Annotated in this window: 17 protein-coding genes; 10 read left to right on the forward strand and 7 right to left on the reverse strand. The window is 73.6% G+C overall.

What is annotated here, in order from left to right; translation table 11 throughout:
* Positions 1-17: 17 nt before the first annotated feature.
* Positions 18-869, reverse strand: coding sequence for a 3-methyl-2-oxobutanoate hydroxymethyltransferase (gene panB, locus amrb99_RS34865; protein WP_190864315.1), 852 nt, complete (start codon positions 867-869; stop codon positions 18-20).
* Between the two features lie 226 nt (positions 870-1,095).
* Here panB and amrb99_RS34870 point away from each other — a divergent pair, with 226 nt between their 5' ends.
* The 3 genes from amrb99_RS34870 to amrb99_RS34880 all read left to right on the forward strand — a co-directional run bounded on the left by amrb99_RS34870 (position 1,096) and on the right by amrb99_RS34880 (position 5,566).
* Complete coding sequence (locus amrb99_RS34870) at positions 1,096-2,661, forward strand: MFS transporter (protein ID WP_347256975.1); 1,566 nt, start codon at positions 1,096-1,098, stop codon at positions 2,659-2,661.
* 15 nt (positions 2,662-2,676) lie between these two features.
* A complete protein-coding gene (locus tag amrb99_RS34875; RefSeq protein ID WP_190864317.1) occupies positions 2,677-3,267 on the forward strand; it encodes a TetR/AcrR family transcriptional regulator in 591 nt (196 codons plus the stop codon).
* Positions 3,268-3,460: 193 nt separating this feature from the next.
* Complete coding sequence (locus tag amrb99_RS34880; RefSeq protein WP_190864319.1) at positions 3,461-5,566, forward strand: SpoIIE family protein phosphatase; 2,106 nt, start codon at positions 3,461-3,463, stop codon at positions 5,564-5,566.
* Between the two features lie 315 nt (positions 5,567-5,881).
* On the opposite strand, the gene amrb99_RS34885 is transcribed toward amrb99_RS34880, so the two are convergent.
* Positions 5,882-7,666: an NAD+ synthase gene (locus amrb99_RS34885; protein WP_190864321.1), complete on the reverse strand. Its 1,785-nt coding sequence runs from the start codon at positions 7,664-7,666 to the stop codon at positions 5,882-5,884.
* Between the two features lie 35 nt (positions 7,667-7,701).
* A complete protein-coding gene (locus tag amrb99_RS34890) occupies positions 7,702-8,961 on the reverse strand; it encodes an MFS transporter (protein WP_347256976.1) in 1,260 nt (419 codons plus the stop codon).
* Between the two features lie 89 nt (positions 8,962-9,050).
* Here amrb99_RS34890 and amrb99_RS34895 point away from each other — a divergent pair, with 89 nt between their 5' ends.
* On the forward strand, positions 9,051-10,028 hold the full coding sequence (locus tag amrb99_RS34895) for a DUF5937 family protein (RefSeq protein ID WP_190864323.1): 978 nt from the start codon (positions 9,051-9,053) through the stop codon (positions 10,026-10,028).
* 11 nt (positions 10,029-10,039) lie between these two features.
* Here amrb99_RS34895 and amrb99_RS34900 read toward each other — a convergent pair whose 3' ends face one another.
* Entirely contained in the window at positions 10,040-11,032 is a 993-nt protein-coding gene (locus amrb99_RS34900) for a terpene synthase family protein (RefSeq protein WP_194737445.1), read from the reverse strand.
* A 183-nt stretch (positions 11,033-11,215) separates the two neighbouring features.
* On the opposite strand from amrb99_RS34900, the gene amrb99_RS34905 reads away from it, so the two are divergent.
* The 5 genes from amrb99_RS34905 (at position 11,216) to amrb99_RS34925 (ending at position 18,208) form a co-directional block, all read left to right on the forward strand.
* Positions 11,216-12,034 (forward strand): transporter substrate-binding domain-containing protein, encoded by an 819-nt coding sequence (locus amrb99_RS34905; RefSeq protein ID WP_190864328.1) that lies wholly within the window; start codon positions 11,216-11,218, stop codon positions 12,032-12,034.
* Positions 12,031-12,864, forward strand: coding sequence for an ABC transporter permease subunit (locus tag amrb99_RS34910; RefSeq protein ID WP_190864330.1), 834 nt, complete (start codon positions 12,031-12,033; stop codon positions 12,862-12,864). The genes amrb99_RS34905 and amrb99_RS34910 overlap by 4 nt, the downstream gene beginning before the upstream one ends.
* A complete protein-coding gene (locus tag amrb99_RS34915; protein WP_190864332.1) occupies positions 12,861-13,700 on the forward strand; it encodes an amino acid ABC transporter ATP-binding protein in 840 nt (279 codons plus the stop codon). The genes amrb99_RS34910 and amrb99_RS34915 overlap by 4 nt, the downstream gene beginning before the upstream one ends.
* 80 nt (positions 13,701-13,780) lie before the next feature.
* On the forward strand, positions 13,781-15,142 hold the full coding sequence (locus amrb99_RS34920) for a glutamine synthetase family protein (RefSeq protein ID WP_190864334.1): 1,362 nt from the start codon (positions 13,781-13,783) through the stop codon (positions 15,140-15,142).
* An 18-nt stretch (positions 15,143-15,160) separates the two neighbouring features.
* On the forward strand, positions 15,161-18,208 hold the full coding sequence (locus tag amrb99_RS34925; RefSeq protein WP_190864336.1) for a bifunctional [glutamine synthetase] adenylyltransferase/[glutamine synthetase]-adenylyl-L-tyrosine phosphorylase: 3,048 nt from the start codon (positions 15,161-15,163) through the stop codon (positions 18,206-18,208).
* A 21-nt stretch (positions 18,209-18,229) separates the two neighbouring features.
* Here amrb99_RS34925 and amrb99_RS34930 read toward each other — a convergent pair whose 3' ends face one another.
* On the reverse strand, positions 18,230-19,024 hold the full coding sequence (locus tag amrb99_RS34930) for a phosphatase PAP2 family protein (protein WP_347256977.1): 795 nt from the start codon (positions 19,022-19,024) through the stop codon (positions 18,230-18,232).
* A gap of 449 nt (positions 19,025-19,473) precedes the next feature.
* Between amrb99_RS34930 and amrb99_RS34935 the strand changes: the two genes are divergently transcribed.
* Entirely contained in the window at positions 19,474-20,904 is a 1,431-nt protein-coding gene (locus amrb99_RS34935) for an alpha/beta hydrolase (protein WP_190864339.1), read from the forward strand.
* Positions 20,905-20,944: 40 nt separating this feature from the next.
* Here amrb99_RS34935 and amrb99_RS34940 read toward each other — a convergent pair whose 3' ends face one another.
* Complete coding sequence (locus tag amrb99_RS34940; RefSeq protein WP_190864341.1) at positions 20,945-21,337, reverse strand: OsmC family protein; 393 nt, start codon at positions 21,335-21,337, stop codon at positions 20,945-20,947.
* 99 nt (positions 21,338-21,436) lie between these two features.
* Entirely contained in the window at positions 21,437-23,611 is a 2,175-nt protein-coding gene (locus amrb99_RS34945) for a DEAD/DEAH box helicase (protein WP_190864343.1), read from the reverse strand.
* Positions 23,612-23,625 lie beyond the last annotated feature (14 nt).

Genomic DNA, 23,625 nt, shown 5'->3' on the forward strand with positions numbered 1-23,625 from the left:
GAGGGCGCCGCCGCCACTCAGTGGTACGTGTGCTCGGGGGCGGGGTAGACGCCGCTGACGACCTCTTCGGCGTAGCTGCGCGCGGCGTCGCCGAGCACGGTGCCGATGTCGGCGAACTTCTTGACGAACTTCGCGGTGTGCGGGGTGAGGCCGGCCATGTCCTGCCAGACCAGCACCTGCGCGTCGGTCTGGTTGCCGCCGCCGATGCCGATGGTGGGGATGGACAGCGACGAGGTGACGCGGGCGGCGAGCTCCTCGGGGACGCACTCGAGGACGACGGAGAACGCGCCGGACGCCTCGAGGGCCTTGGCGTCGGCCATCAGCTCCTCGCCGGCCTGGCCGCGGCCCTGCACCCGGTAGCCGCCGAAGACGTTGACGGACTGCGGGGTGAGGCCGAGGTGGCCCATCACGGGGATGCCGGCGGAGACCATCGCCTCGACCTGCGGGAGGATCCGGCGGCCGCCCTCCACCTTGATCGCGTGCGCGCCGGTCTCCTTGAGGAACCGGGTGGCGGCGGCGAGGGCCTCGGGGACGCCGGTCTGGTACGAGCCGAACGGCAGGTCGGCGACGACCATCGCGCGCTTGGAGCCGCGGACGACGGCGGCGGCGAGGGGGATCAGGTCGTCGACCGTGACCGGGATGGTCGAGTCGTAGCCGTAGACGACCATCGCGGCGGAGTCGCCGACGAGGAGCACGGGGATGCCGGCCTCGTCGAAGATCCGCGCGGTGAGGGCGTCGTAGGCGGTGAGCATCGGCCACTTCTCGTGCCGCTCCTTGGCGGCCGCGATGTCGCGGACGGTGATCCTTCGCCCGCCGGTACCGCCGTAGAGTGCGGTCGGCTGCGCGGGCGGCGCTACAGAAGAAGACATGGAGAACCTCCGGTCTTGAGGCGCCACGGTGGCGTACCCAGACGGATCCGATGGTGCCACTTCGAAAACGATTCGGGTAGTCCCCGAGATTCCCGGATCTTTCGGGCGCCGGGCCGGAACAAATTACGAAACGCTACGGTTGCGTATCGGTGGATGGCGGCGTACGCTCCTTACGAAACGAGACGTACCCGTATCGCATTCCCTCCGTCACGATCCAAGGAGCGCTGTGGACTCCCAGACCGTCCAGCGGCGCCGGTGGTACATCCTCGGCGTGCTGACCGTGAGCCTGCTGGTGGTGGTGCTCGACAACACCATCCTCAACGTCGCGCTCAAGACCATCGCCGACCCCGAGAAGGGCCTCGGCGCCACCCAGAGCCAGCTCGAGTGGTCGATCAACTCCTACACGCTGGTCTTCGCCGGCCTGCTGTTCACCTTCGGCGTCATCGGCGACCGGATCGGCCGCAAGCGCGTGCTGATGGGCGGCATGGCCGTGTTCGCCCTCGCCTCGCTGGCGTCGGCCTACGCCCAGTCGCCCGACCAGCTCATCTACGCCCGCGCCCTGATGGGCCTCGGCGGCGCCGCGATCATGCCGCAGACGCTGTCGATCATCTCCAACGTGTTCGAGCCGCACGAGCGCGCCCGCGCCATCGGAATCTGGGCCGGCGCCGTCGGCCTCGGCGTCGCCATCGGCCCGCTCACCGGCGGCCTGCTGCTCGCCCACTTCTGGTGGGGCTCGGTCTTCCTCATCAACGTGCCGGTCATCGTCGCCGGCGTCACGCTGATCGCCTTCCTGGTGCCCGAGTCGCGCAACCCCAACCCCGGACGGCTCGACCCGGTCGGCGTCCTGCTGTCGGTCGTCGGCCTGGTCGTGGTGTCGTACGGCATCATCCAGGGCGGTGACAAGGGCGAGTGGCTGACCTTCGGCACCCTCGGCCCGATCCTCGCCGGCCTCGCCGTCCTCGCCCTGTTCGTCTGGCACGAGGCCCGCACCGCCTCGCCGGCGTTCGACGTCCGGCTGTTCAAGGACGCCCGCATGTCGGCCGCCGTCGCGTCCATCGCGCTGTGCTTCTTCGCCGCCACCGGCGTGTTCTTCTTCACCAGCTTCTACATGCAGTCCGTGCGGGGTCTCAGCGCGCTGGAGTCCGGCGCGATGGTGCTGCCCTTCGCGGCCGCGCAGCTGATCTTCTCGCCGCGCAGCGCGGGCATGGTCCGCCGGTTCGGCGCCAAGGCCGTCTGCACGTCCGGGCTGCTGCTGGTCACCGTCGCGCTGGCGAGCTACCAGTTCGTCGGCACCGACACCCCCATGTGGATCCTCGGTGTGATCTTCTTCGTGCAGGGCGCCGGGATGGCCAACGTGATGCCGCCCGCGACCGAGTCGGTCATGTCCGCGCTGCCGCGCGAGAAGGCCGGCGCCGGATCGGCCGTCAACAACGTCGCCCGGCAGGTCGCGGTCGCGATGGGCGTCGCCGTCCTCGGCTCCGTCGTCGCCTCCGTCTACCGCGGCGACCTGCACGACCGGCTCGCCGCGCTGCCCGCCGGCGCCCGCCAGGCCGCCGGCGAGTCCATCGAGGGCGCGCACGCCGTCGCCGCCCGGATGGGCACCGCGGGCCACGGCCTGATCGGCCCCGCCGACACCGCGTTCGTGCACGCCATGCACACCGCGTCGATCGCCGCGGCCGTCGTGTCCTTCCTCGGCGCCCTGGTCGTGCTGAAGTGGATGCCCGGACGCGCCGCCGCCGCTCCCGCCGCGGAGAACCAGGCGGCTCCCGAGCCGGAGAAGGCCCGCGTGTGAGAGCGTGAGCATGCCATGAACGACACGACGACCAACCGCGCGCCGGGACGTCCGCGCAGCGAGCGGGCCGAGAAGGCCATTATCGAGGCCACCCTCGACCTGCTCGCCGCGGAGTCCGGGGTGGCCGGCGTCTCCATCGAGGCGGTGGCCGCCCGGGCCGGCGTCGGCAAGACGACGATCTACCGGCGCTGGCCCAGCAAGGAGGCGCTGATCGTGGGCGCGCTCGGCGCGGCGAAGGGCGAACTGCCCGCGCCCGCCGGCGCGTCCGCCCGCGAGGACCTCCTGGAGATCGCGCGGACCTTCGCCGCCGAGCGCAAGAAGCGGTACTCGCGCTGCTTCTGGAACGTGGTCGGCGGCGCGGAGAAGTACCCCGAGCTGTACGCCCGCTACAAGCAGGACGTCATCGAGCCGCGCCGCGCCGTCATCCGCGAGGTGCTGCGCCGCGGCGTCGAGACGGGGGAGCTGCGCGCCGACCTCGACATCGAGGCGGGCATCTCGATGCTGACCGGGTCGCTGTCCACCAAGACCCCGCAGGAGACCTTCCCGGAGGGCTACGCGGAGACCGTCGTGGACCTCCTGCTGACCGGGATCGGCGCGCCGTCCTGACCGGATCCGGCGGATCCAGAGGCAGCCGCGGAGGCCCGTTTCCTCGGGAGATAACGCCCGAGAATCCGCATACCGCACGGTTTTCGGCGCGGTAACCGTGATCTTCTCCCGCCGATCACGCGTCATGCCCCATACTGTCGCTGGGTAGTGCTAAGACGACCGGCTGTCTGGAGCGCGTCAGGTGAGATCCGTCATGGCGCCGCGAGGCGATGCGCCCGCCACCGATTCGGCGTCCCGGACCCTGGTCCTGGGCATCGACGGCGGACGGCGGATCGTCCAGTGCGGACCCAACAGCGCGGCCGTCATCGGCCGCGCGCCGCAGGAGCTGATCGGCCGCGCGGCCGCCGACCTCGTCGCCGACGAGGCCAAGGCCGAACTCGAGACGCTGCTGGAGGCCCTGGCCGCCGGCCAGGAGCGCACCGCGGTGCTCGCCGTCCCGCGCGGCGACGGCGGCCCGTCCCCGGACGCGGTCGTCACCGCCCAGCCGATGCTCGGCGGCGAGACCGGCACCGGCCCCGCCGGCCTGCTGTACGTGCGGGTGCCGCTGCCGCCCAGCGAGCGCTACCAGGACCCGGCGCTGATGCGCCGCGCCCTCATGGACGACCAGCTCACCCGATTCGGCGCGTCCCTCGACCTCGACCAGTCCGCCCGCGGCCTCGTCGACGTCGTCGTCCCGCACTACTGCAACGCCGCGTCCGTGCTGGTGCTGGAGAGCCTCGTCGCCGCCGACGAGGTGCACAGCGAGTCCGGCGCGGCGGTGCTGCGCCGCATCGCCGTCACCTCCGACGACGGCAACCCCGCCTGGGGCGCGACGTTCCCCGTCGGCGAGGTCCTGGTGTTCCCCGAGGGCACCCCCTACCGCCAGGTGATGGAGACCGCCCAGCCCGTCCACCTGCCGCACATCGACGCCGCCGCGGCCGGCGACATCGGCGCCAAGTGGCGCCGCCGCCCCGCCGGCGACCTGCTCAGCGGCGTGTCCATGGTGCTGCTGCCGATGATCGCCCGCGACACCCTGCTCGGCTTCATCGCCTGCACCCGCATCCCCGGCTTCCGCAAGTTCGACGCCTACGACGTCGAGATCGGCATGGAGTTCGCGGCCCGCGCCGCCATCGTCATCGACAACGCCCGGCAGTTCAGCCGCGAGCGCTCCACCGCCCTCGCGCTGCAGCGCAGCCTGCTGCCGCTGCGGCTGTCCGCGCCGTCCTCGGTCGAGGTCCGGCACCGCTACCTGCCCGGCAGCAAGCTCGTCGAGGTCGGCGGCGACTGGTACGAGTCGATCGCGCTGCCCGGCGCCCGCGTCGCGCTCATCGTCGGCGACGTCGCGGGGCACGGCGTGCGCGCCGCGGTCACCATGGGCCGGCTGCGCACCGCCCTGCACACCCTCGCGAACCTGGAACTGCCGCCCGCCGACGCCCTGCACGTCATGCACGAGCTGATGATCGAGCTCGGCGAGCAGGAACCGCACTTCGCCACCTGCGTGTACGCGGTCTACGACGCCACCACCGGCACCATCGAGATCGCCTCCGCCGGGCACCTGCCGCCGCTGCTGGCGAGCCCGTCCGGCGACAGCGACTACCTGACCGTCCCGCCCGCGCCGCCGCTCGGCGTCGCCGGCGGCGCCGCCATCGAGAGCCGCGAGTTCACCGTCGAGGACGGCAGCCTGTTCGTCATCTACACCGACGGCCTGGTCGAGAACCGCGGCCGCGACATCGACGACGGCCTCGCCCGCCTCAAGGGCATCTTCGGCCCCGGCGCCGTCGACCGCCCGATGGAGGACCTCGCCAAGGCGACCCTCGCCGGCGTCTACGCCGACCAGCACCGCGACGACATCGCCGTCCTCATCGCCCGGCTGCGCCGCATCCCCGAGGACCGGTTCGTCTCCTGGACGCTGCCCGCCGACCCCGCCGCCGTCCGCCGCGCCCGCGGGCTCGTCCGCACCCGGCTGGAGGAGTGGGGCCTGGACGAGCTCGACTACACCACCGAGCTCCTCGCGTCCGAGCTCATCACCAACGCGCTGCGCTACGCCCCGGGCCCGATCGAGCTGCGCCTGCTCTTCGAGCGCACTCTCGTTTGCGAAGTCCTGGACCGCTCCGCGGCGCTGCCCCGGCTGCGCCGCGCCGAGGACGACGACGAGAACGGCCGCGGCCTCCTCGTCGTCAGCCAGATCGCGCACCGCTGGGGCACCCGCCGCACCGCCGCCGGCAAGGTCGTCTGGTGCGAGCAGATCGTCCCCGGCATCGACCCCGACCCGGTCGACCTCGACTCCAGCTGGCCCGGCGAAAGCCACCACCGCGAGTGACCCGCCGCGCCCCCAGGAGCCTCGACCCCCGACCACCGGTCACGGACGCCCGCACGGACTGAGGGGAGCGCGGCGGCCCTGGTCGCCGCTCCGGGGCGAGCACGCGGACCGAGCGCAGCGCAGCGAGCACAGCGCCGGTCACGCGAAGCGCGCGATGATCCCGGCCACCGGCACGGGTGGGCGCGCGGAGCGAGTGCAGCGAGCGGAGCGGGCCTGCCCGCCGACCGGCAGGCCGTTTCGCGCGGAGCGCTAGCGGAGCGGGAAACGGCCTGTCGGTCGTGACGGGGGTTCCAGGGGGTCGCCCCCCTGGGAGTATCAGTTCTCTCGCCAGCGGGTGGTGATGGGGAGGCGGCGGTCGCGGCCGAAGTTCTTCGGGGTGATCTTGGGGCCGGGCGGGTACTGGCGGCGCTTGTACTCGGCGAGGTCGACGAGGCGGATGACGCGGTCGACGAGGGCGGGGTCGTGGCCGGCGGCGAGGAGGGCGTCGCGGCCCATGTCGTGCTCGACGTAGTCGGCGAGGAGCGGGTCGAGGACGGAGTAGTCGGGGAGGCTGTCGCTGTCGCGCTGGCCGGGGCGCAGCTCGGCGGACGGCTCCTTGTCGATGATCACCCGCGGGATCGGCTCCTGTGCGAACGGGTGCAGGAACGGCAGGTCGACGCCGGCCTGGGCGTTGCGCCAGCGGGCGAGGTCCCACACGGTGGTCTTGAAGACGTCCTTGATGGGGCCGAAGCCGCCCGCGGAGTCGCCGTAGAGGGTGGAGTAGCCGGTGGCGAGCTCGCTCTTGTTGCCGCCGGTCAGGACGAGGTGGCCGTGCTCGTTGGACAGCCCCATCCAGACGTTCGCGCGGATGCGGGCCTGGAGGTTCTCGGCGGCGAGGCCGTGCAGGTCCAGCTCGGCCTCGAACGCCTCGACCATCCCGGCGATCGGCACGATCCGGGAGCCGATCCCCTGCCGCTTGACGAGGTCCTCGGCGTCGGTGACGGAGCCCTCGGAGGAGTAGCGGCTCGGCAGCAGGACCGCGTGCACGTTCTCCGGGCCGATGGCGTCGGAGGCGATGGTGGCGACGAGGGCGGAGTCGATGCCGCCGGACAGCCCGAGGATGACGGAGCGGAAGCCGTTCTTGCGGACGTAGTCGCGGGTGCCGAGGACCAGTGCGGCGTAGATCTCGGCCAGGGCGTCGAGGGGCTCGGCGACGGTCTGCGGCTCGACGGGGTAGGCGGGCAGCGGGTCGGCGGACAGCGCGAGCCGGTCGATGGTGATGGTCGTGCCGTCGTGGGCGTCGACCGGGGAGCGGCCGGGCTCGGCGGCGGGGTCGGCGGCGGGCAGCGCGAGGTCGGCGACGAGCAGGTGCTCGACGAACTGGGGGGCGCGGGCGAGCAGCGAGCCGTCCGGGCCGACGATGACGGAGTCGCCGTCGAAGACGAGCTCGTCCTGGCCGCCGACCATGTTGACGTAGGCGAGCGTGCAGCCCGCCTCGCGGGCGCGGCTGGCGCACAAGTCGAGGCGGACGTCGTCCTTGTCGCGCTCGTAGGGGGAGGCGTTGAGGACGAGCAGGAGCCCGGCGCCGGCCTCGCCGGTGACGCTGACGGGCCCGCCGTCCTGCCAGAGGTCCTCGCAGATGGCGGTGGCGACGTCGACGCCGTGGACGCGGACGACGGGGAGCCGGTCGCCGCGGACGAAGACGCGGTACTCGTCGAACACCCCGTAGTTGGGGAGGTGGTGCTTGGCGGACCGGACGAGGACCTCGCCGCCGTGCAGCCAGGCGGCGGCGTTCAGCGGCAGGCCGGACGGCTGCCCGGCGCGGACGAGGCCGACGGGCGGGCGGTCGAGGTGGCCGGTGACGACGGGGAGGTCACCGAGGCCCTCGTCGGCGAGCCGGGCGGCGACGCGTTCCAGGGCGCGGCGGGACGCCTCGACGAAGGAGCCGCGGAGGGCGAGGTCCTCGACCGGGTATCCGGTGAGCATCATCTCCGGGAACGCGACCAGGTGGGCGCCCGCGGCGGCGGCGCGCGCGGTCCATTCCACGATCAGGTCGGCGTTGCCGCCGAGGTCGCCGACGGTCGGGTTCACCTGCGCGAGCGCGATCCTGAGCTGTGCCACGGGACCAGCCTAGTTCGGCGCCCCTGGTTTCGTCACTATGACGAAAAGGTGGGCTCGATCACCGCGGCGCGGCGCCGCCTGATCGCCGGCGCCAGCGCGAGCTGCCCGGCGGCGGCGGCGAGCGCCAGGCCCGTGCAGCTCAGCCAGAGCAGCGCGGGCCCGCCGGCGCCGAGCAGCTGGGTGCCGCCGAGCGGCGCCAGGAGGAACCCGCCCGACCACGCCATCCCGTACAGGCCGCTGTAGCGGCCGCGCAGGTGTGGCGGCGCGAGATCGGCGACGACGGCCTGCAGCACGGACGCGGCGGTGATCTCGCCGAGCGTCCAGACCAGGATCGTCGCGGTGAAGCCGGGCACCGAGGACGCCAGCGCGGTCAGCCCGTAGCCCGCGCCGACCAGCGTGAACCCGGCCACCATCACCAGGCTGTGGTCGCGCCGGCTCAGCCACGCGTTGACCAGCGGCTGGACGATGATGATCAGCACGCCGTTGGCGGCGATGGCGATGCCGTAGTCCTGCGGCCCGAGCCCCGCCTCCTTCATCGCGAGCGGCATCGTGGTCATGCCCTGCATGAGCACGAACGTGTAGCAGAGCAAGACCGTCGCGTAGCCGACCATGACCCGGTCGCGCAGCACCCGGACGAACCCGCCGGGCCCGTCGTCGCGGCCGGCGCCGCGCACCCGGGTCTCCGGGACGGCGCGCCACACCAGCAGCCCGAACGCGGTGCAGGTGGCGGCGTCGATCCAGAACAGCAGCTGGAAGCCCTCGCGGGCGAGGGTGCCGCCGAGCACCATCGAGAACGCCCAGCCGAGGTTGACCGCCCAGAACAGCAGCCCGAACGCGCGCGGCCGCTCCGCCGGGGAGATGATGTCGGCGACCATCGCCTGGGCCGCGGGCCGGTACATGTCGAGGAGCAGGCCGAGGACGAGCGCCGCCACGATGATCGCCGCGATCCCGTGCGCGTAGCCGAGCGCCAGCATCGCCGCGCCCGTGCCGACGGTCGCGCTGGTCAGCGTCGCGCGCCGGCCGAGCCGGTCGGCGAGGGCGCCGCCCGCGAGCTGCCCGGCGAACGAGCCGGCGCCGAGCACGGCCATCACGGCGCCCGCCTGCCCGAGCGACAGGCCCCGCGCCGTGGTCAGGTACAGGCCGAGGAACGGCTCGACCATCGTGCCGAGCCGGTTGAGCAGGGAGCCCGCCCACAGCACCCAGAACGTCCGGGGGAGGCCGCCGACGCGGGGCCGCAGGAACGCCGCGATGCGGCCCGGCGCGGGACCGACAGGAGTGTCGTCCAATGTGGTCACTTGCACGATGGTCCGCGAACGCCGCGGACCGCGGCATTGATTTAGTCTGGGCTAAATGACCGAGGTCGTGCCGTGATCGGGTTCGCGCCGTGATCGAGTTCGTGTTCGCGCCGGACGACGCCGCCCGCGTCCGGTTCGCGTTCTCGCCGCTGCTGGAGCTGGTGCGCAGCGTGCGGGTGCTCGCCGACCCGTCCGGGCACGCCCTGCACCTGCCGTGGGTGCACGGCGTCCGGCCCCGGCTGCGCGGCCTCGACATGGCGCCGCTGATGGCGGCCGTCCCGGCATGGGGCTACATCCCCGACTTCCTCACGCCGCCGCCGGGGACGCCGCTGCCCGACCTGGACGCCGAGCTGGAGATCGTCCGGAGCACGCCGCCGGAGGTCGTCGCCGCCGAGCTGCGGTGGACCGAGCGCGGCAACCGGGCCGGGCCCGAGCGCCTGGCGATGGCGGCCGAGCCCGAACGCACCCTGGAGACCCTCGTCGGCCTGCTGGAGCGGTACTGGGCCGCGGCCGTCGAGCCGTACTGGCCGCGGCTGCGCGACCTCCTCGAAGGGGACATCCTGCGCCGCGCCCGCGCCCTCGCGGCGCACGGCACCGCCGGGGTGTTCGGCGACCTGCACGACGACGTCTCGTGGCGTTCCGGGACCCTCAGGGTCGACCGGCGGTGGGAGTTCCGCGGCGAGCTGCTGGGCCGCGGCCTGCTGCTGGTCCCGAGCGCGTTCGTGTGGCCGAACGTGTCGGTGATGGTGCCGCCCTACCAGCCGATGCTCAGCTACCCGCCGAACGGCGTCGGGACGCTGTGGGAGACCGGCCGCGACCAGGGAGCGGGCTCGCACGCGCTCGCCGCGCTGATCGGGCGGCGCCGCGCCGAGCTGCTCACCGCGCTCGCCACGCCCGCGTCCACGACGGAGCTGGCCGCGCGGATGGGCGTCACGGCCGGCGCGGTCAGCCAGCACCTCGGCGTCCTCCGCGCGTGCGGCCTGGTCACCGGCCACCGCCTCGGCCGCCGCGTCCTCTACGCCCGCACGCCCTCCGGCGACGCCCTGGCCGCACCCGCCCAGCGTTGACCCGCGGAAGGTCAGCGGAGCGAGGCGAGGGCGTCGAGGCGGAGCTGGGCGGGTGCGGCGGACTCGTAGCGGCCGGACTCGGCGAGCCAGTCCATGTGCGCGCGCGGGGTGTCCAGGAGGACCTTGACGACCTGCGCGGCGGCGGCGCGCTGCGCGACCGTCAGCTGCAGCCGGTCGAGCATCTCGGGCAGCCGCCGGGCCGCCTTCCACGCCTGCTCCAGGCGCCCCGCGATCCGTTCGGTGACCACCGTGGCCGCCTGCTCCGGTGTCAGGCGGTGGGCCGCCGCGAGGACGGCGGGCAGGCCGTGCACGTCGCCCCGGGCCGTCTCCATCTCGTACGACGCGAGGTCGTTGGACCAGGCGACGACGTCGGCGACGCTCTCGGCGACCGTCAGCCAGCGGGGCGTGCGCAGCAGCCGCGCGGGCAGCTCGACGCCGAGCACCGGCTCGACGAGGTCGTACAGGAACGGCCCGCAGGCCCGGCGGCGCAGAGCCGGGAACTCCGCCGGCGTCGGGACGTGCCGGATGCGCCGGTTGACGGCCTCCTCCGCGCAGCCGTCGCGGTGCGCCTCCAGCTGCAGGATGAAGCGGCGCCGCCAGTCCCGGCTCATGTCCTTGGACGTGGCCTGCCAGAGCTCGACCAGCGCCGACTCCAGCGGACGGGCGCCGGGCCGGGCGTGGCCGCGCCGCATCGCGCGCAGCAGGTCGTCGTAGAGGGCGTGCACGGCGCTGCCGCTGTCGGCGAGCGGCGGATGGTCGAGGGTGTCGTCCAGCGCGAGCGCCCAGGTGAGCCAGCGCGCGAACAGGTCGACGGCGGCCAGCTCCGCGTCCGGGAAGACGCGGGCGGCCAGTCGCTCGCAGCGGGCGCGGCCGAGCGGCGAGGTGTCCGGATCTCCGAGCACCAGGCCGCGGCCGCGCGCCCAGGCCTCCACCTGCGCGCCCAGCTGCCAGGACTCCGGGTGCATGGCCGACGGGGCGGCCAGCGCGGCGGCCCGGTCGCTCATCGAGAGAAGAAGAGAGATGTCCACGACACGGCCCACGTTAATGATCAACGTCCGGCGGAACCATGATCGCAACGTCAATTCTCGGGAAACGCCGGACGCGGAGGGTCAGCGTGGGGTATGCCGGGCGCCCGGCCCGGCATGGCATAGTTCGGTGATCGCGAAGAGCTCGACTCAGGAGGAAACGTGTCCAGACGGACCACACGGTGGGCACTGGGCGCGGGCGTCGCCGCCCTTGCGCTGACCGCTTCGGCGTGCGGCGGCAGCGACGGCGCGACCGTGCAGGGCGTCAAGCTCATCAAGAAGGGCGCGCTGACGTCGTGCACCCACCTGCCCTATCCGCCGTTCCAGGTGGAGCAGGGCGGCAAGGTGGTCGGCTTCGACGTCGACATGATCGACCTCGTCGCCAAGAAGCTGGGCGTGACGCAGAAGGTCGTCGACACCCCGTTCGAGACGATGAAGACGGGCGCGGCGCTCAATGCCGGCAAGTGCGACATCGTCATGGGCGGCATGACGATCAAGCCGGACCGGGTCCAGTTCATGGACGTCTCCGAGCCGTACTTCGACGCCACCCAGTCGCTGATGGCGAAGAAGGGCAGCGGCATCACGAGCCTGGACGACGTCAAGGCCCGGAAGCTGAAGCTCGGCTCGCAGGCGAGCACCACCGGCGAGGACTTCGTGAAGGGCAAGGGCTTCGACCCGTCGTCCTTCGACAACTCCAACGCCGAGCTGGACGGGCTGCGCACCGGCCAGGTGGACGTGATCGTGCAGGACGACCCGGTCGTCAAGGGCTGGCTGAAGGACCCGGCGAACAGCAAGTACGAGATCGTCGCCAACCTCAACACCGGCGAGCAGTACGGGTTCTGGATCCGCAAGAACTACAACAAGAAGCTCGTCGAGCTGACGAACCAGGCGATCGAGCAGGCGAAGCAGGACGGCACCTACAAGAAGATCTACGAGAAGTGGATCGGTCCGATGCCGGCCGCGGCGGGTAAGCCGTCGTGACCGCGGAGCAGGTGACGTCCGTGGCGGCGCCCGGCGGGCTGTCCCGCCGGGCCCGCCGGCGGGCGTCGCTCGGCGGCCAGTACGGGCTGTTCATCGTCGTCGTGGTGCTGGTCGCGTCCCTGGCGAACTGGTCGCAGCTGCACACGAACTTCGCCAACTGGCGGGTCGCCAAGGCCCTGTTCCCCGACATCATCACCGTCGGGCTGCGCAACACCGCCACCTACACCGCGGTCGGGTTCGGCATCGGGCTGGTGCTGGGCCTGGTCATCGCGCTGATGCGGCTGTCGCCGGTGCTGCCCTACCGCTGGTTCGCGACGGCCTACATCGAGATCTTCCGCGGCCTGCCGCTGCTGCTGATCTTCATCTTCGTCGGCGTCGGCGTGCCGCTGGCCTTCCCCGGCACGAACATCCCGGGCGGCGCGGTCGGGCAGGCGGGCCTCGCGCTCGGGCTGGCCGCCGCCGCGTACATGGCCGAGACGATCCGGGCCGGCATCGAGGCCGTCCCGAGAGGGCAGCTGGAGGCGGCGCGCTCGCTCGGCATGTCGCAGGGCCGCGCGATGCGGTCGATCATCCTGCCGCAGGCGTTCCGGATCATCATCCCGCCGCTCACCAACGAGCTGGTGCTGCTGTGCAAGGACTCCTCGCTGGTGCTGTTCCTCGGCATCACGCTGGAGCAGCGCGAGCTCACCAAGTTCGGCCGGGACCTCGCCGGCCAGCAGGGCAACACCACCCCGATCATCGTGGCGGGCATCTGCTATCTGATCATCACCATCCCGCTGAGCCTGCTGGCCCGGCGGCTGGAGGCGCGGCAGCGCAGGGAGCAGCGATGACGGTCCTGGACCAGGGCGCGGACGCGCCGGGCGGCACCGGCCGGGCCGTCGAGATCAGCGGGCTGCGCAAGTCGTTCGGCGCGAACGAGGTGCTGCGCGGCATCGACTTCCACGTGGAGCGCGGCGAGGTGGTGTGCGTCATCGGCCCGTCCGGGTCGGGCAAGTCGACGCTGCTGCGCTGCGTGAACCTGCTGGAGGAGCCGACCGCGGGGACGGTCCGGGTCGGCGGCGTGGAGGTCACCGACCCGGACGTCGACATCGACGCCGTGCGCCGCCGGATCGGCATGGTGTTCCAGTCGTTCAACCTGTTCCCGCACCTGACCGCGCTCGGCAACGTCACGATCGCGCAACGCAAGGTGCTCAAGCGGGACAAGGCGGAGGCCGAGCGGATCGCCCGGCGGAACCTGGAGCGGGTCGGGCTCGCCGACAAGGTGGACGCCTACCCCGCCAAGCTGTCCGGCGGGCAGCAGCAGCGCGTGGCGATCGCCCGCGCGCTGGCGATGGGCCCCGAGGTGATGCTGTTCGACGAGCCGACGTCCGCGCTGGACCCCGAGCTCGTCGGCGACGTGCTCGGCGTCATGCGGGGTCTCGCCGAGACCGGGATGACCATGCTCGTCGTCACGCACGAGATGTCGTTCGCCCGCGAGGTCGCCGACCGGGTGGTGTTCATGGACGGCGGCGTGGTCGTCGAGGAGGGCCCGCCGTCCCGGGTGATCGCCGATCCGGAGCACGAGCGGACCCGGGCCTTCCTGTCCCGGGTGCTCGATCCGGCGGCCGCCCGGGTGGAAGGCTCCGTTCCGTCGGATAAGTTCGGGTCTGACGGGGCGAACGCGTAACGTCGCGGTAACAGCGTCCGGGCATACTGCAGGTCGGGCCGGACGAGTCGGCCGGCACCGCGTCACCGAGGGAGAGGGCTTTGGACCGTCAGCAGGAGTTCGTGCTCCGCACGCTGGAGGAGCGGGACATCCGCTTCATCCGGCTGTGGTTCACCGACGTGCTCGGGTTCCTCAAGTCGGTGGCCGTGGCGCCCGCCGAACTGGAGGGCGCCTTCGGCGAGGGGATCGGCTTCGACGGGTCGGCGATCGAGGGCTTCGCCCGCGTGTACGAGGCCGACATGATCGCCAAACCGGACCCGTCCACGTTCCAGGTGCTGCCGTGGCGCTCGGAGTCGCCCGGCGTCGGCCGGATGTTCTGCGACATCCTGATGCCGGACGGCACGCCGAGCTTCGCCGACCCGCGGTACGTGCTCAAGCGGGCGCTGGCCCGCGCCGCCGACCTCGGGTTCACCTTCTACACCCACCCCGAGATCGAGTTCTTCCTGCTCAACGACAAGCCGGAGGACGGCCGCGAACCCGACCCGGCGGACGCGGGCGGGTACTTCGACCACACCCCGCACAGCGCGGCGCACGACTTCCGGCGCAACGCGATCATGATGCTGGAGTCCATGGGCATCTCGGTGGAGTTCAGCCACCACGAGGGCGCCCCCGGCCAGCAGGAGATCGACCTGCGGTACGCCGACGCGCTCACCACCGCCGACAACATCATGACGTTCCGGCTGGTGATGAAGGAGGTCGCGCTCGACCAGGGCGTGCACGCCACGTTCATGCCGAAGCCGTTCACCGAGCACCCGGGCTCCGGCATGCACACCCACATGTCGCTGTTCGAGGGCGACCGCAACGCGTTCTACGAGCCCGGCGCGGAGTTCAAGCTCTCCAAGGTCGGCCGCGCGTTCATCGCGGGCCTGCTGCGGCACTCCGCCGAGATCACCGCGGTCTGCAACCAGTGGGTGAACTCCTACAAGCGGCTGTGGGGCAACGTCGGCTCCGCGGCGGGCGCCGGGGGAGAGGCCCCGTCCTACATCTGCTGGGGCCACAACAACCGGTCGGCGCTCGTCCGCGTGCCGATGTACAAGCCGCACAAGGGCCACTCGACCCGCATCGAGTTCCGGTCGCTGGACACCGCCGCCAACCCCTACCTGGCGTTCGCGGCGATCCTCGGCGCCGGCCTCAAGGGCATCGAGGAGGGCTACGAGCTGCCGCAGGGCGCCGAGGACGACGTCTGGGCGCTCACCCCGGCCGAGCGGCGCGCGCTCGGCATCGAGCCGCTGCCGCAGAACCTGGACGAGGCCGTCCGCGCCATGGAGCGCAGCGAGCTGATGGCGGACGTCCTCGGCGAGCACGTGTTCGACTTCTTCCTGCGCAACAAGCGCCAGGAATGGGAGGACTACCGGCGACAAGTCACCGAGTTCGAGCGCAAGAGGCTGCTGGCGGTGCTCTGACCGGAATACGGTTGGAACGTGAGCGAGCCGTGGACCACCGACCGTCGCCGTCCCTCTCTCGCCGGCCGGCTCGCGCGGCTCGGGTTCACCGACGCCGGGCGGGCCGAGCGGCTGCTGCTGGAGGCCGAGCGGGACGCCGGGGCGGGGATCGGTGACGATCTCCTCGACGCCCTCGGCGGCACCGCCGACCCCGATCTCGCGCTGAACGGGCTGCTGCGCGTGCTCGCGTCGGCGGACGAGCGCGGCGCCGGCGCGGACCTGCGCGCCGCGCTGCGCGCCGAGCCGGGCACCCGGGAGCGGGTCGCCGCCGTCCTCGGGGTCAGCGACGCCCTCGGCGACCACCTCGTCCGGCATCCCGAGCACTGGCGGGTCCTGCGCGACGACGGCGCGCCCGGCGAGCCGGAGCGCCCGTCCGCGGGCGCGCTGCGCACGGCGCTGCTGGAGGCGGTGGGCGCCGACCCGGCCGCCGAGGCCCCGGTGGCGTCCGGCGCGGGCCCCGAGACGCTCGTCGCGCTGCGCGCCGCGTACCGGGCGCGGCTGCTGTCGCTGGCGGGCCGCGACCTGATCGGCGTCGCGGACGTCGCCGAGGTCGCCGCCGAGCTGGCCGACCTCGCCGCCGCCGCGCTGGAGGCGGGCCTGGCGGTCGCCCGCGCCGAGGTCGGCGGGCACGCCGCCTGCCGGCTCGCGGTGATCGGCATGGGCAAGTGCGGCGGCCGCGAGCTCAACTACGTCAGCGACGTCGACGTGATCTTCGTGGCGGAGGCGTGCGAGGGCGAGGACGAGGACGCCGCGCTGCGCACCGCGACCCGGCTGGCCTCGGCGATGATGCGGGCCTGCTCGGCCTCGACGGAGGAGGGCGCCCTCTGGGACGTGGACGCGGCGCTGCGTCCCGAGGGCAAGGCCGGCCCGCTGGTGCGGACCCTCGCCAGCCACCGCGCCTACTACGAGCGGTGGGCCAAGACCTGGGAGTTCCAGGCGCTGCTGAAGGCCCGTCCCGTCGCCGGGGACGCGGGGCTCGGCGCCCGCTACATGGAGGCGATCACCCCGATCGTCTGGCAGGCCGCCGAGGGCGAGGGCTTCGTCCAGGACGTCCAGGACATGCGGCGCCGCGTCGAGAAGGACCTGGACCGCCGCAGCGGCGACTCCGAGCGGCAGCTCAAGCTCGGTCCCGGCGGGCTGCGCGACGTCGAGTTCGCGGTGCAGCTGCTGCAGCTCGTGCACGGCCGCGCCGACGACACGCTGCGCAGCCCGAACACCCTGGACGCGCTCGCCGAGCTGTCCCAGGGCGGCTACGTCGGGCGCGACGACGCGGCGGCGCTGACCTCCGCGTACCGGTTCCTGCGGCGCGTCGAGCACCTGATCCAGCTGCACCACCTGCGCCGCACCCACCTCGTCCCCGACGACGACGCGGACCTGCGGCGGCTGGGCCGCGCCCTCGGCCTGCGCACCGACCCGGTCGGCGAGTTCACCGCGCTGTGGCGGCGGCACGCCCGCGAGGTCCGCCGCATCCACGAGAAGCTGTTCTACCGGCCGCTGCTGCGCGCCGTCGCGCGGCTCCCCGGAGAGGAGGCCCGGCTCACCCCCGAGGCCGCCCGGACGCGGCTGGAGGCGCTCGGCTACGCCGACCCCGCGGGCGCGCTCCGGCACATCGAGGCGCTCACCTCGGGCGTGTCGCGCCGCGCCGCGATCCAGCGGACGCTGCTGCCGGTGATGCTCGGCTGGTTCGCCGACGCCCCCGACCCGGACGCCGGGCTGCTGGGGTTCCGGCAGGTCAGCGACGCGCTCGGCACCACCCCCTGGTACCTGCGGCTGCTGCGCGACGAGGTGACGGTCGCCGAGCGGATGGCGTGGGTGCTCGGGTCCAGCCGGTACGCCACCGACCTGCTGCTGCGCGCCCCGGAGGCGGTGGCGCTGCTCGGCACCACCGACGGGCTGGCGCCCCGCCCCCTCGAGGCGCTGCGGGCCGAGATGCTCGCCGCGGTCCGCCGGCACGCCGAGGGCGGCGGGCCCGCGGAGGAGGCGGTCGCGGTCGTGCGGGGGCTGCGCCGCCGCGAGCTGTTCCGCGTGTCGGTCGCCGACCTGCTCGGCCTCGCCGAGGTGGAGGCGGTCGGCGAGGCCCTCACCGACATCGCCGCCGTCACGGTCGAGGCCGCGCTGCGGGCCGCCGTCAGCAAGATCGAGATGGAGGCGCGCGAGCCGCTGCCGACCCGGATGGCGGTGGTCGCGATGGGCCGGTTCGGCGGCCACGAGCTCGGCTACGGCAGCGACGCCGACGTCATGTTCGTGCACGACCCGTGCCCCGGCGCCGACGAGCGGGCCGCCGGCCGCGCCGCGCACGCGGTCGCCGAGGAGCTGCGCCGGCTGCTCGCGCTGCCCGCGCCCGACCCGCCGCTGGAGATCGACCCGAACCTGCGCCCGGAGGGACGGCAGGGGCCGCTCGTCCGCACCCTCGCCTCGTACGAGGCGTACTACCGGCGCTGGTCGCAGCCGTGGGAGGCGCAGGCGCTGCTGCGCGCCGACCCCGTCATCGGCGACCCGGGGCTGTGCGAGCGGTTCCGCGCGCTGATCGACCCGATCCGCTGGCCGGAGGACGGCGTCGGCGACGACGCGCTGCGGCAGATCAGGAGGCTGAAGGCGCGGATGGAGTCCGAGCGGCTGCCGCGCGGCGTCGACCGGCGGCTGCACATCAAGCTCGGGCCGGGCGGCCTGTCGGACGTGGAGTGGGTGGCGCAGCTGCTGCAGATGCGCCACGCCCACGACGTCCCGGCGCTGCGCACCACCCGGACCCTCGCGGCGCTGGAGGCGGCGGCGGAGGCCGGGCTGCTCGACCCTGGCGACGCGGAGGTGCTGACGGACGCGTGGTGCCTGGCGACCCGGATCCGCGGCTCGCTCATGCTGGTGCGGGGGCGGGCGTCGGACCTGCTGCCCACCGACCACCACCGGGAGCGCACGGCCGTCACCCGCGTCCTCGGCTACCCGGGGACGGGCGACATGCTGGAGGACTACCGCCGGCACGCCCGCCGCGCCCGCGCCGTGGTGGACCGGGTCTTCTACGGCGCGGAGTGACCGGCGCCCGGCGGGGGCGGGTCAGCAGCGGGAGCCGGCGGCGGAGTCGGCGCGGCGGGCGCCGTGCGGGTGCCGGATCCGCTGGACGGCCCGGTCCCGCAGGTCGATGACCGGTTGCGGGCAGCGGGTGTAGGCCAGCCAGGCGATCCCGAGCGACCCGCCGATCAGCGCCATCCCGACCACGGCGTCCAGCACGTAGTGGTTGGCGGTCGACAGGATCACGAACACGGTGGTGGCCGGGTAGATCACCCCGAGGACCTTCGCCCAGCGCTGCGAGACGAACTTGACCAGCACGAACCCGCACCACAGCGCCCAGCCGGCGTGCATCGACGGCATCGCCGCGTACTGGTTGGTGAGGCTGCCGGACGCGTCGCTGGAGTACAGCCCGAAGGAGTGCAGCGCGGTCACCGGGTCGACGAACCCGACGCTGTCCAGGAACCGCGGCGGCGCGAGGGGGTAGAGCCAGAAGCCGATCAGCGCGAGCGCGGTCGCCGCCATGATCCCGGTGCGCAGCCAGCGGTACTCCCGCGGCCGGTACCGGTACAGCCAGACGACGACCAGCGCCGTCAGGATGAAGTGCATGGTGGCGTAGAACATGTTGGCGGTGCGGGCCAGCCACGGCACGTTGATCAGCGTCTTGTTCAGGCCCAGCTCCACGTCCAGGCCCAGCAGCTTCTCCGCGTGCAGGATCTGGTAGGCGTGCGCGAACGCCGCGCCGGTGCCGTCCTGAACCAGGACGATGCGCGTGAGCGTATAGCCCGTGTAGAAGAGCACGAGCAGGAGCAGCTCGCGCCACACCGGCGGCGCCGTGAGCACCCTGGGCCGCCTCGTCGCGGCGCTGCGTCGCGGCTCACCGCGGCCGGCGCCGGACCGGCCTTGGTGCGCTGCTGGGGGGGCGGAATGAGCCATGTTACCTATCTTCGCCTCGCGGCCCCCATTTGAGATCACCGCCGCGAATGGTCTTCGTCTCAGACCTGAGTAGTACGACCCTGACGCGGCATCCGGACTTTCGGGGGAGGGGCCCCGGGGGAGCCGGGGTCCTGCCTCCGTTCGGAGCCTGTGAACTTGATCAGGAATCAGCATAGGAGGCCATGGGTAGATCACGTTCGGCCCCCCACGAACGAGCAGGGGGACGAATGACCTTGATCGGGTCCATACCCGGCATTGCGACGGCAAGCACGGCGACGCTGGCCGCTTTCGGACTGATCTCATGCTCCGGGTGGACGGACCGCCCGGGCCGGGCGGCGGCCTTCCGGGCCGCCGCCGTGACGGACGGCACCGTCCCGAAGCCGGCGTGGAAGCGCTGCACCGGCCTGCCCGCCTCCGAGTCCGGCGCCTCGCAGTCCCGGTACCGGTGCGCGACCCTGAAAGTCCCCCTGGACCGCGCCGCCCCCTCCTCGGGGACGATCGACCTCGCGCTGCTGAAGATCCCGGCGACGGGCCCCGGCCGCCGGATCGGCTCGCTGCTGTTCAACTTCGGCGGCCCCGGCGGCGACGGCGTCGACACCCTCGCGCAGGCCGCGTCCGAGTACGCGACCCTCAACGCCCGCTACGACCTGATCGGCTTCGACCCGCGCGGCGTCGGCCGCAGCGCCCCGGTCACCTGCGTGGACGACCGGACCATGGACCAGATCACCGCCGAGGACGACACCCCCGACACCTCCGCCGAGGAGGCCGCCTACCTGGCGCGGCGCGCGTCCTACGCCAAGGCGTGCCAGGCCGCGTCGGGACGGCTGCTGCCCCACGTCGGGACGCTCGACGCCGCCCGCGACCTGGACGCGATCCGCGCCGCCGTCGGCGACCCGAAGCTGAACTACTTCGGGATCTCCTACGGCACGTGGCTCGGCGGCAACTACGCGCACCAGTTCGCCGGCAACGTCGGGCGCGCCGTGCTGGACGGGGCCGTCGACACGAGGCTGACCACCGCGGAGCTCGGCCTCCAGCAGGCCGCCGGGTTCCAGCACGCCCTGGTCGACTTCGGCGCGGCGTGCGCCCGGCTCGGCCCGAAGGCGTGCCCGCTCGGCGGCGACGGCGCGTCCGTCGCGGCGGCCACCGAGAAGATCCTCGCCGGGCTCGACCGCAAACCGCTCAAGACGTCCGGGGGCCGCGTGCTCACGCAGAGCCTCGGCGACACGGGCGCGGCGGCGGCCCTCTACAGCAAGCAGGCGTGGCCGTACCTCGCGCAGGGCCTCGTGGACGCCGTCAAGCGCCACGACGGGACGCTCCTGCTGATGCTCGCCGACCTGCAGAACGGCCGGAAGCCCAACGGCGCCTACGACAACCTCACGGCCGCCAACACCGCGATCACCTGCGCGGACGGCGCCGACCGCTACACCGTCGCGGACGTCCGCCGGCTGATGCCGCGGTTCCGCGAGGCGTCACCGGTGTTCGGGCCGTCGATGGCGTGGGGCCTGCTGCAGTGCACCGGGTGGCCCGTCAAGGGCGACGACGCCGCGCGCGAGGTGTCCGCGCCGACCGCCGCGCCGATCCTGGTCGTCGGCAACACCGGCGACCCCGCCACCCCGTACGCGTGGGCGTCCGCGCTGGTGACGTCGCTCGGCGGCGGCGCCGCGCTCCTCACCCTCAAGGGGGAGGGGCACGGCGCGTACGACTCCGGCGACGCCTGCGTCCGCCGCGTCGTGGACTCCTACCTGCTGGACGGGCTGCTCCCGGCGAAGGGCGCGACGTGTGAGTGACCCGGCGTCGGCCGGCCCGCCGTCCACGACGGGCCCGGGGTCAGACGATCTGGTCGACCTTCATCGGCTCCTTCAGCGCGTTCCCGACGGTGCAGTACCGCTCGTGGACGCGCTTGGCGACCGCCTTGAGGACGTCCTCGGCCTTGTCGTCGCCCTCGGGCAGCTCGACGTCGTAGGTGACCGTGATGGTGCCGAGCCTGCTGGTCTCGACCTTCTCCGCCTGGACGGTCGCGGCGAGCCGCGCCATCCGGTGCCCGCGCTGCGCCGTCAGCGGCTCCACGGTCACCAGCTCGCAGCCGCCGAGCGCCGCCAGCAGCAGCTCGACCGGCGTGAACGCGCCCTCGGTGTCCCCGTCCCCGATGGCGACGCGGGCGCCCCGCCCGTTGACGGCCTGGAAACCGTCCTCGGTGCGCTCCACCCTGACCTCGGCCATGTCTTCCCCTCCGATCGTCGGCGGCCCGAACCGGGCCCGCCAGCCCGAACGCGCCGGACACGGCGCTTCTTCCCGCCGGCGCGGCGCCGCGCCGCGCGCTCACGGCGCGGTGCCGAGCCGCTCCTGCTCCTCCTGGACGATCTGCCGCGCGAGGGCCTGTTCGGACAGGTCGACCGCGTCCGGCGTGCGCTCCGCGAGATCGCTGCGGCGCGCGTACTCGTCGAACAACCGGGCCTTGCCCCGCAGGATCCGCAGCATTCGCTCGTCCACCCCGTGCGGGGTGAGCAGCCGGTGGACCTGGACGGTCCGGGCCTGCCCCATGCGGTGCGCGCGGGCGATCGCCTGCTCCTCCATGGTCGGTTTCACCTGCGGCTCGCAGATGATCACCACCGAGGCGGCCTGCAGGTTCAGCCCCACGCCGCCCGCCTGGATCTGCGCCAGCAGCACCGCGTGCCCCGGCTCGGCCGTGAAGTCGTCCACCAGCTGCTGCCGCCGCGCCGCCGGCATCGACCCGGAGATCGGCCCGCGCGCCGCCGGGCCCACCACGAGCTCCACGGCCGCCAGCACGTCCCGGAAGTAGGAGAACACCACGACCTTCAACCCGTTGCGGTCCGCCTCGTCGACCAGCTCGGTGAGCCGCGCCAGCTTCGCCGACCGCTTCGGGTCGGCGTACGCGGCGCGCCGCATCGCCATGAAGTTGCCGTCCGCGACGGCCTGCCGGTAGGCGGCCTCGTCCGCCGGGCTGAACTCCTCCCACTCCTCGATCTCCTGCACCTCGGGCAGCTCGACCAGCACGTCCCGCTGGTTGCGGCGCAGGTACGCGGGCGCGACGGCCCGCCGGAACGCCCGCGGCCCCACCGCCGCGTCGCTCGGCCTGATCGACGGGACGAGGTCGGGCCGCAGGTGCCCGACCAGGCTGCGGAACTCCTCGACGCGGTTCTCCATCGGCGTGCCGGTGAGGAACAGCACCCGCTCGACCCGCGCGCACCACGCGGCCACCGCCTTTGCGCGCCGCGTCTCCGGGTTCTTGGCGTAGTGCGCCTCGTCCACCACGGCCATCGCGACGGGCACCTCGTCCGGGACGTCCAGCGCGTGCAGCGTGTCGAGGGTGGTCACCGCGATGCCGCCCGCGTCCGCCCACTCCGCCAGCGCCGCCGCCCGGCCGGGACCGTGCAGGGGGCGCGCCGCCAGCCGGCTGCGGTCCTCGATCTCCCGCACCCAGTTGATCATCACGCTGGCCGGGCACGCCACCAGGAAGTGCGTCGCGCCCTCCGCGCGCAGATGCGCGATCGCGGCGATCGCCTGGACCGTCTTACCGAGGCCCATCTCGTCGCCGAGGATCACCCGGCGCTGGACGAGCGCGAAGCGCGCTCCGAACGACTGGTAGCCGCGCAGCGACACCCGCCGGTACGTCTCGTCGAGCGGCTGCGCCTTGACCCGTGCGGCCAGGTCGTCCGGCAGGTACCCCTCCGCCGCGGCCCGCTCGGGCCCCACGGCGGCCAGCTCCGCCAGCAGCGTCTGGTAGTCCGACCCGCGCAGCTCGTAGTCGATCCACGCCTCGTCGGCGGACGCGCCCGGACGCAGCAGGTCCACCGACGCCTGCGAGATCAGCAGGCGCTCCTCGCGGGCGTGCTCCACCGCGTCCGCCAGCTCCGCGAGCGCGCGGCGGGCGCGTTCCCGGCGCGCCGGAAGCGCGACGACGCGCCGCCACCACGACGCCGCGGGCCGCGCGTCGTGCGCCAGCGGGCTCAGCCGCTCCGCCAGCTCGTCGGCCGCCTTGCGGGCGCGCCGCAGCTCGGGACCCGCGTTCACGAGCCGGTGCAGCGCCACGACCAGCGCGGTCGTCGCCGGTTCCCGCCGCCCGGCGTCGATCCGGATCCCCGCCGCGCGCTCCGCCGCCTCCGCCAGGCTGCGCGCCGCGGCCTGGATCTGCGCCGCCGTCTGCGGCCCGACGCCCGGCACCAGCTGGAGCCGGTACTGCGTCGCGTCCAGCACGTCCAGGACGGTCGCCAGCCCGGCCTGCTCCAGCGGCGCCAGCCGCAGCCGCCCGTCCGTCACGTCCTTCAGCCGCGCGACCGGGATCTCCGCCAGCTGACCGCGCGCCGCGTCCGCGCGCAGCGGCCCCAACGCCTCGTGCACCGCGCCGACCGCGCGCCGGTGATCGGCGACCAGGGCATGGGCGGCGTCCAGCAGAGCCAGCCCGCTCCGCAGGACCTCCTTGGGGTCGCCCGCCATCCCGCCCGCCGCTCCCTCCGCCGCGATCTCCCGGCACATGATGCCAGCGCCGC

This window comes from Actinomadura sp. RB99 (assembly GCF_014706005.1).
In the GTDB taxonomy this organism is placed as follows: domain Bacteria; phylum Actinomycetota; class Actinomycetes; order Streptosporangiales; family Streptosporangiaceae; genus Spirillospora.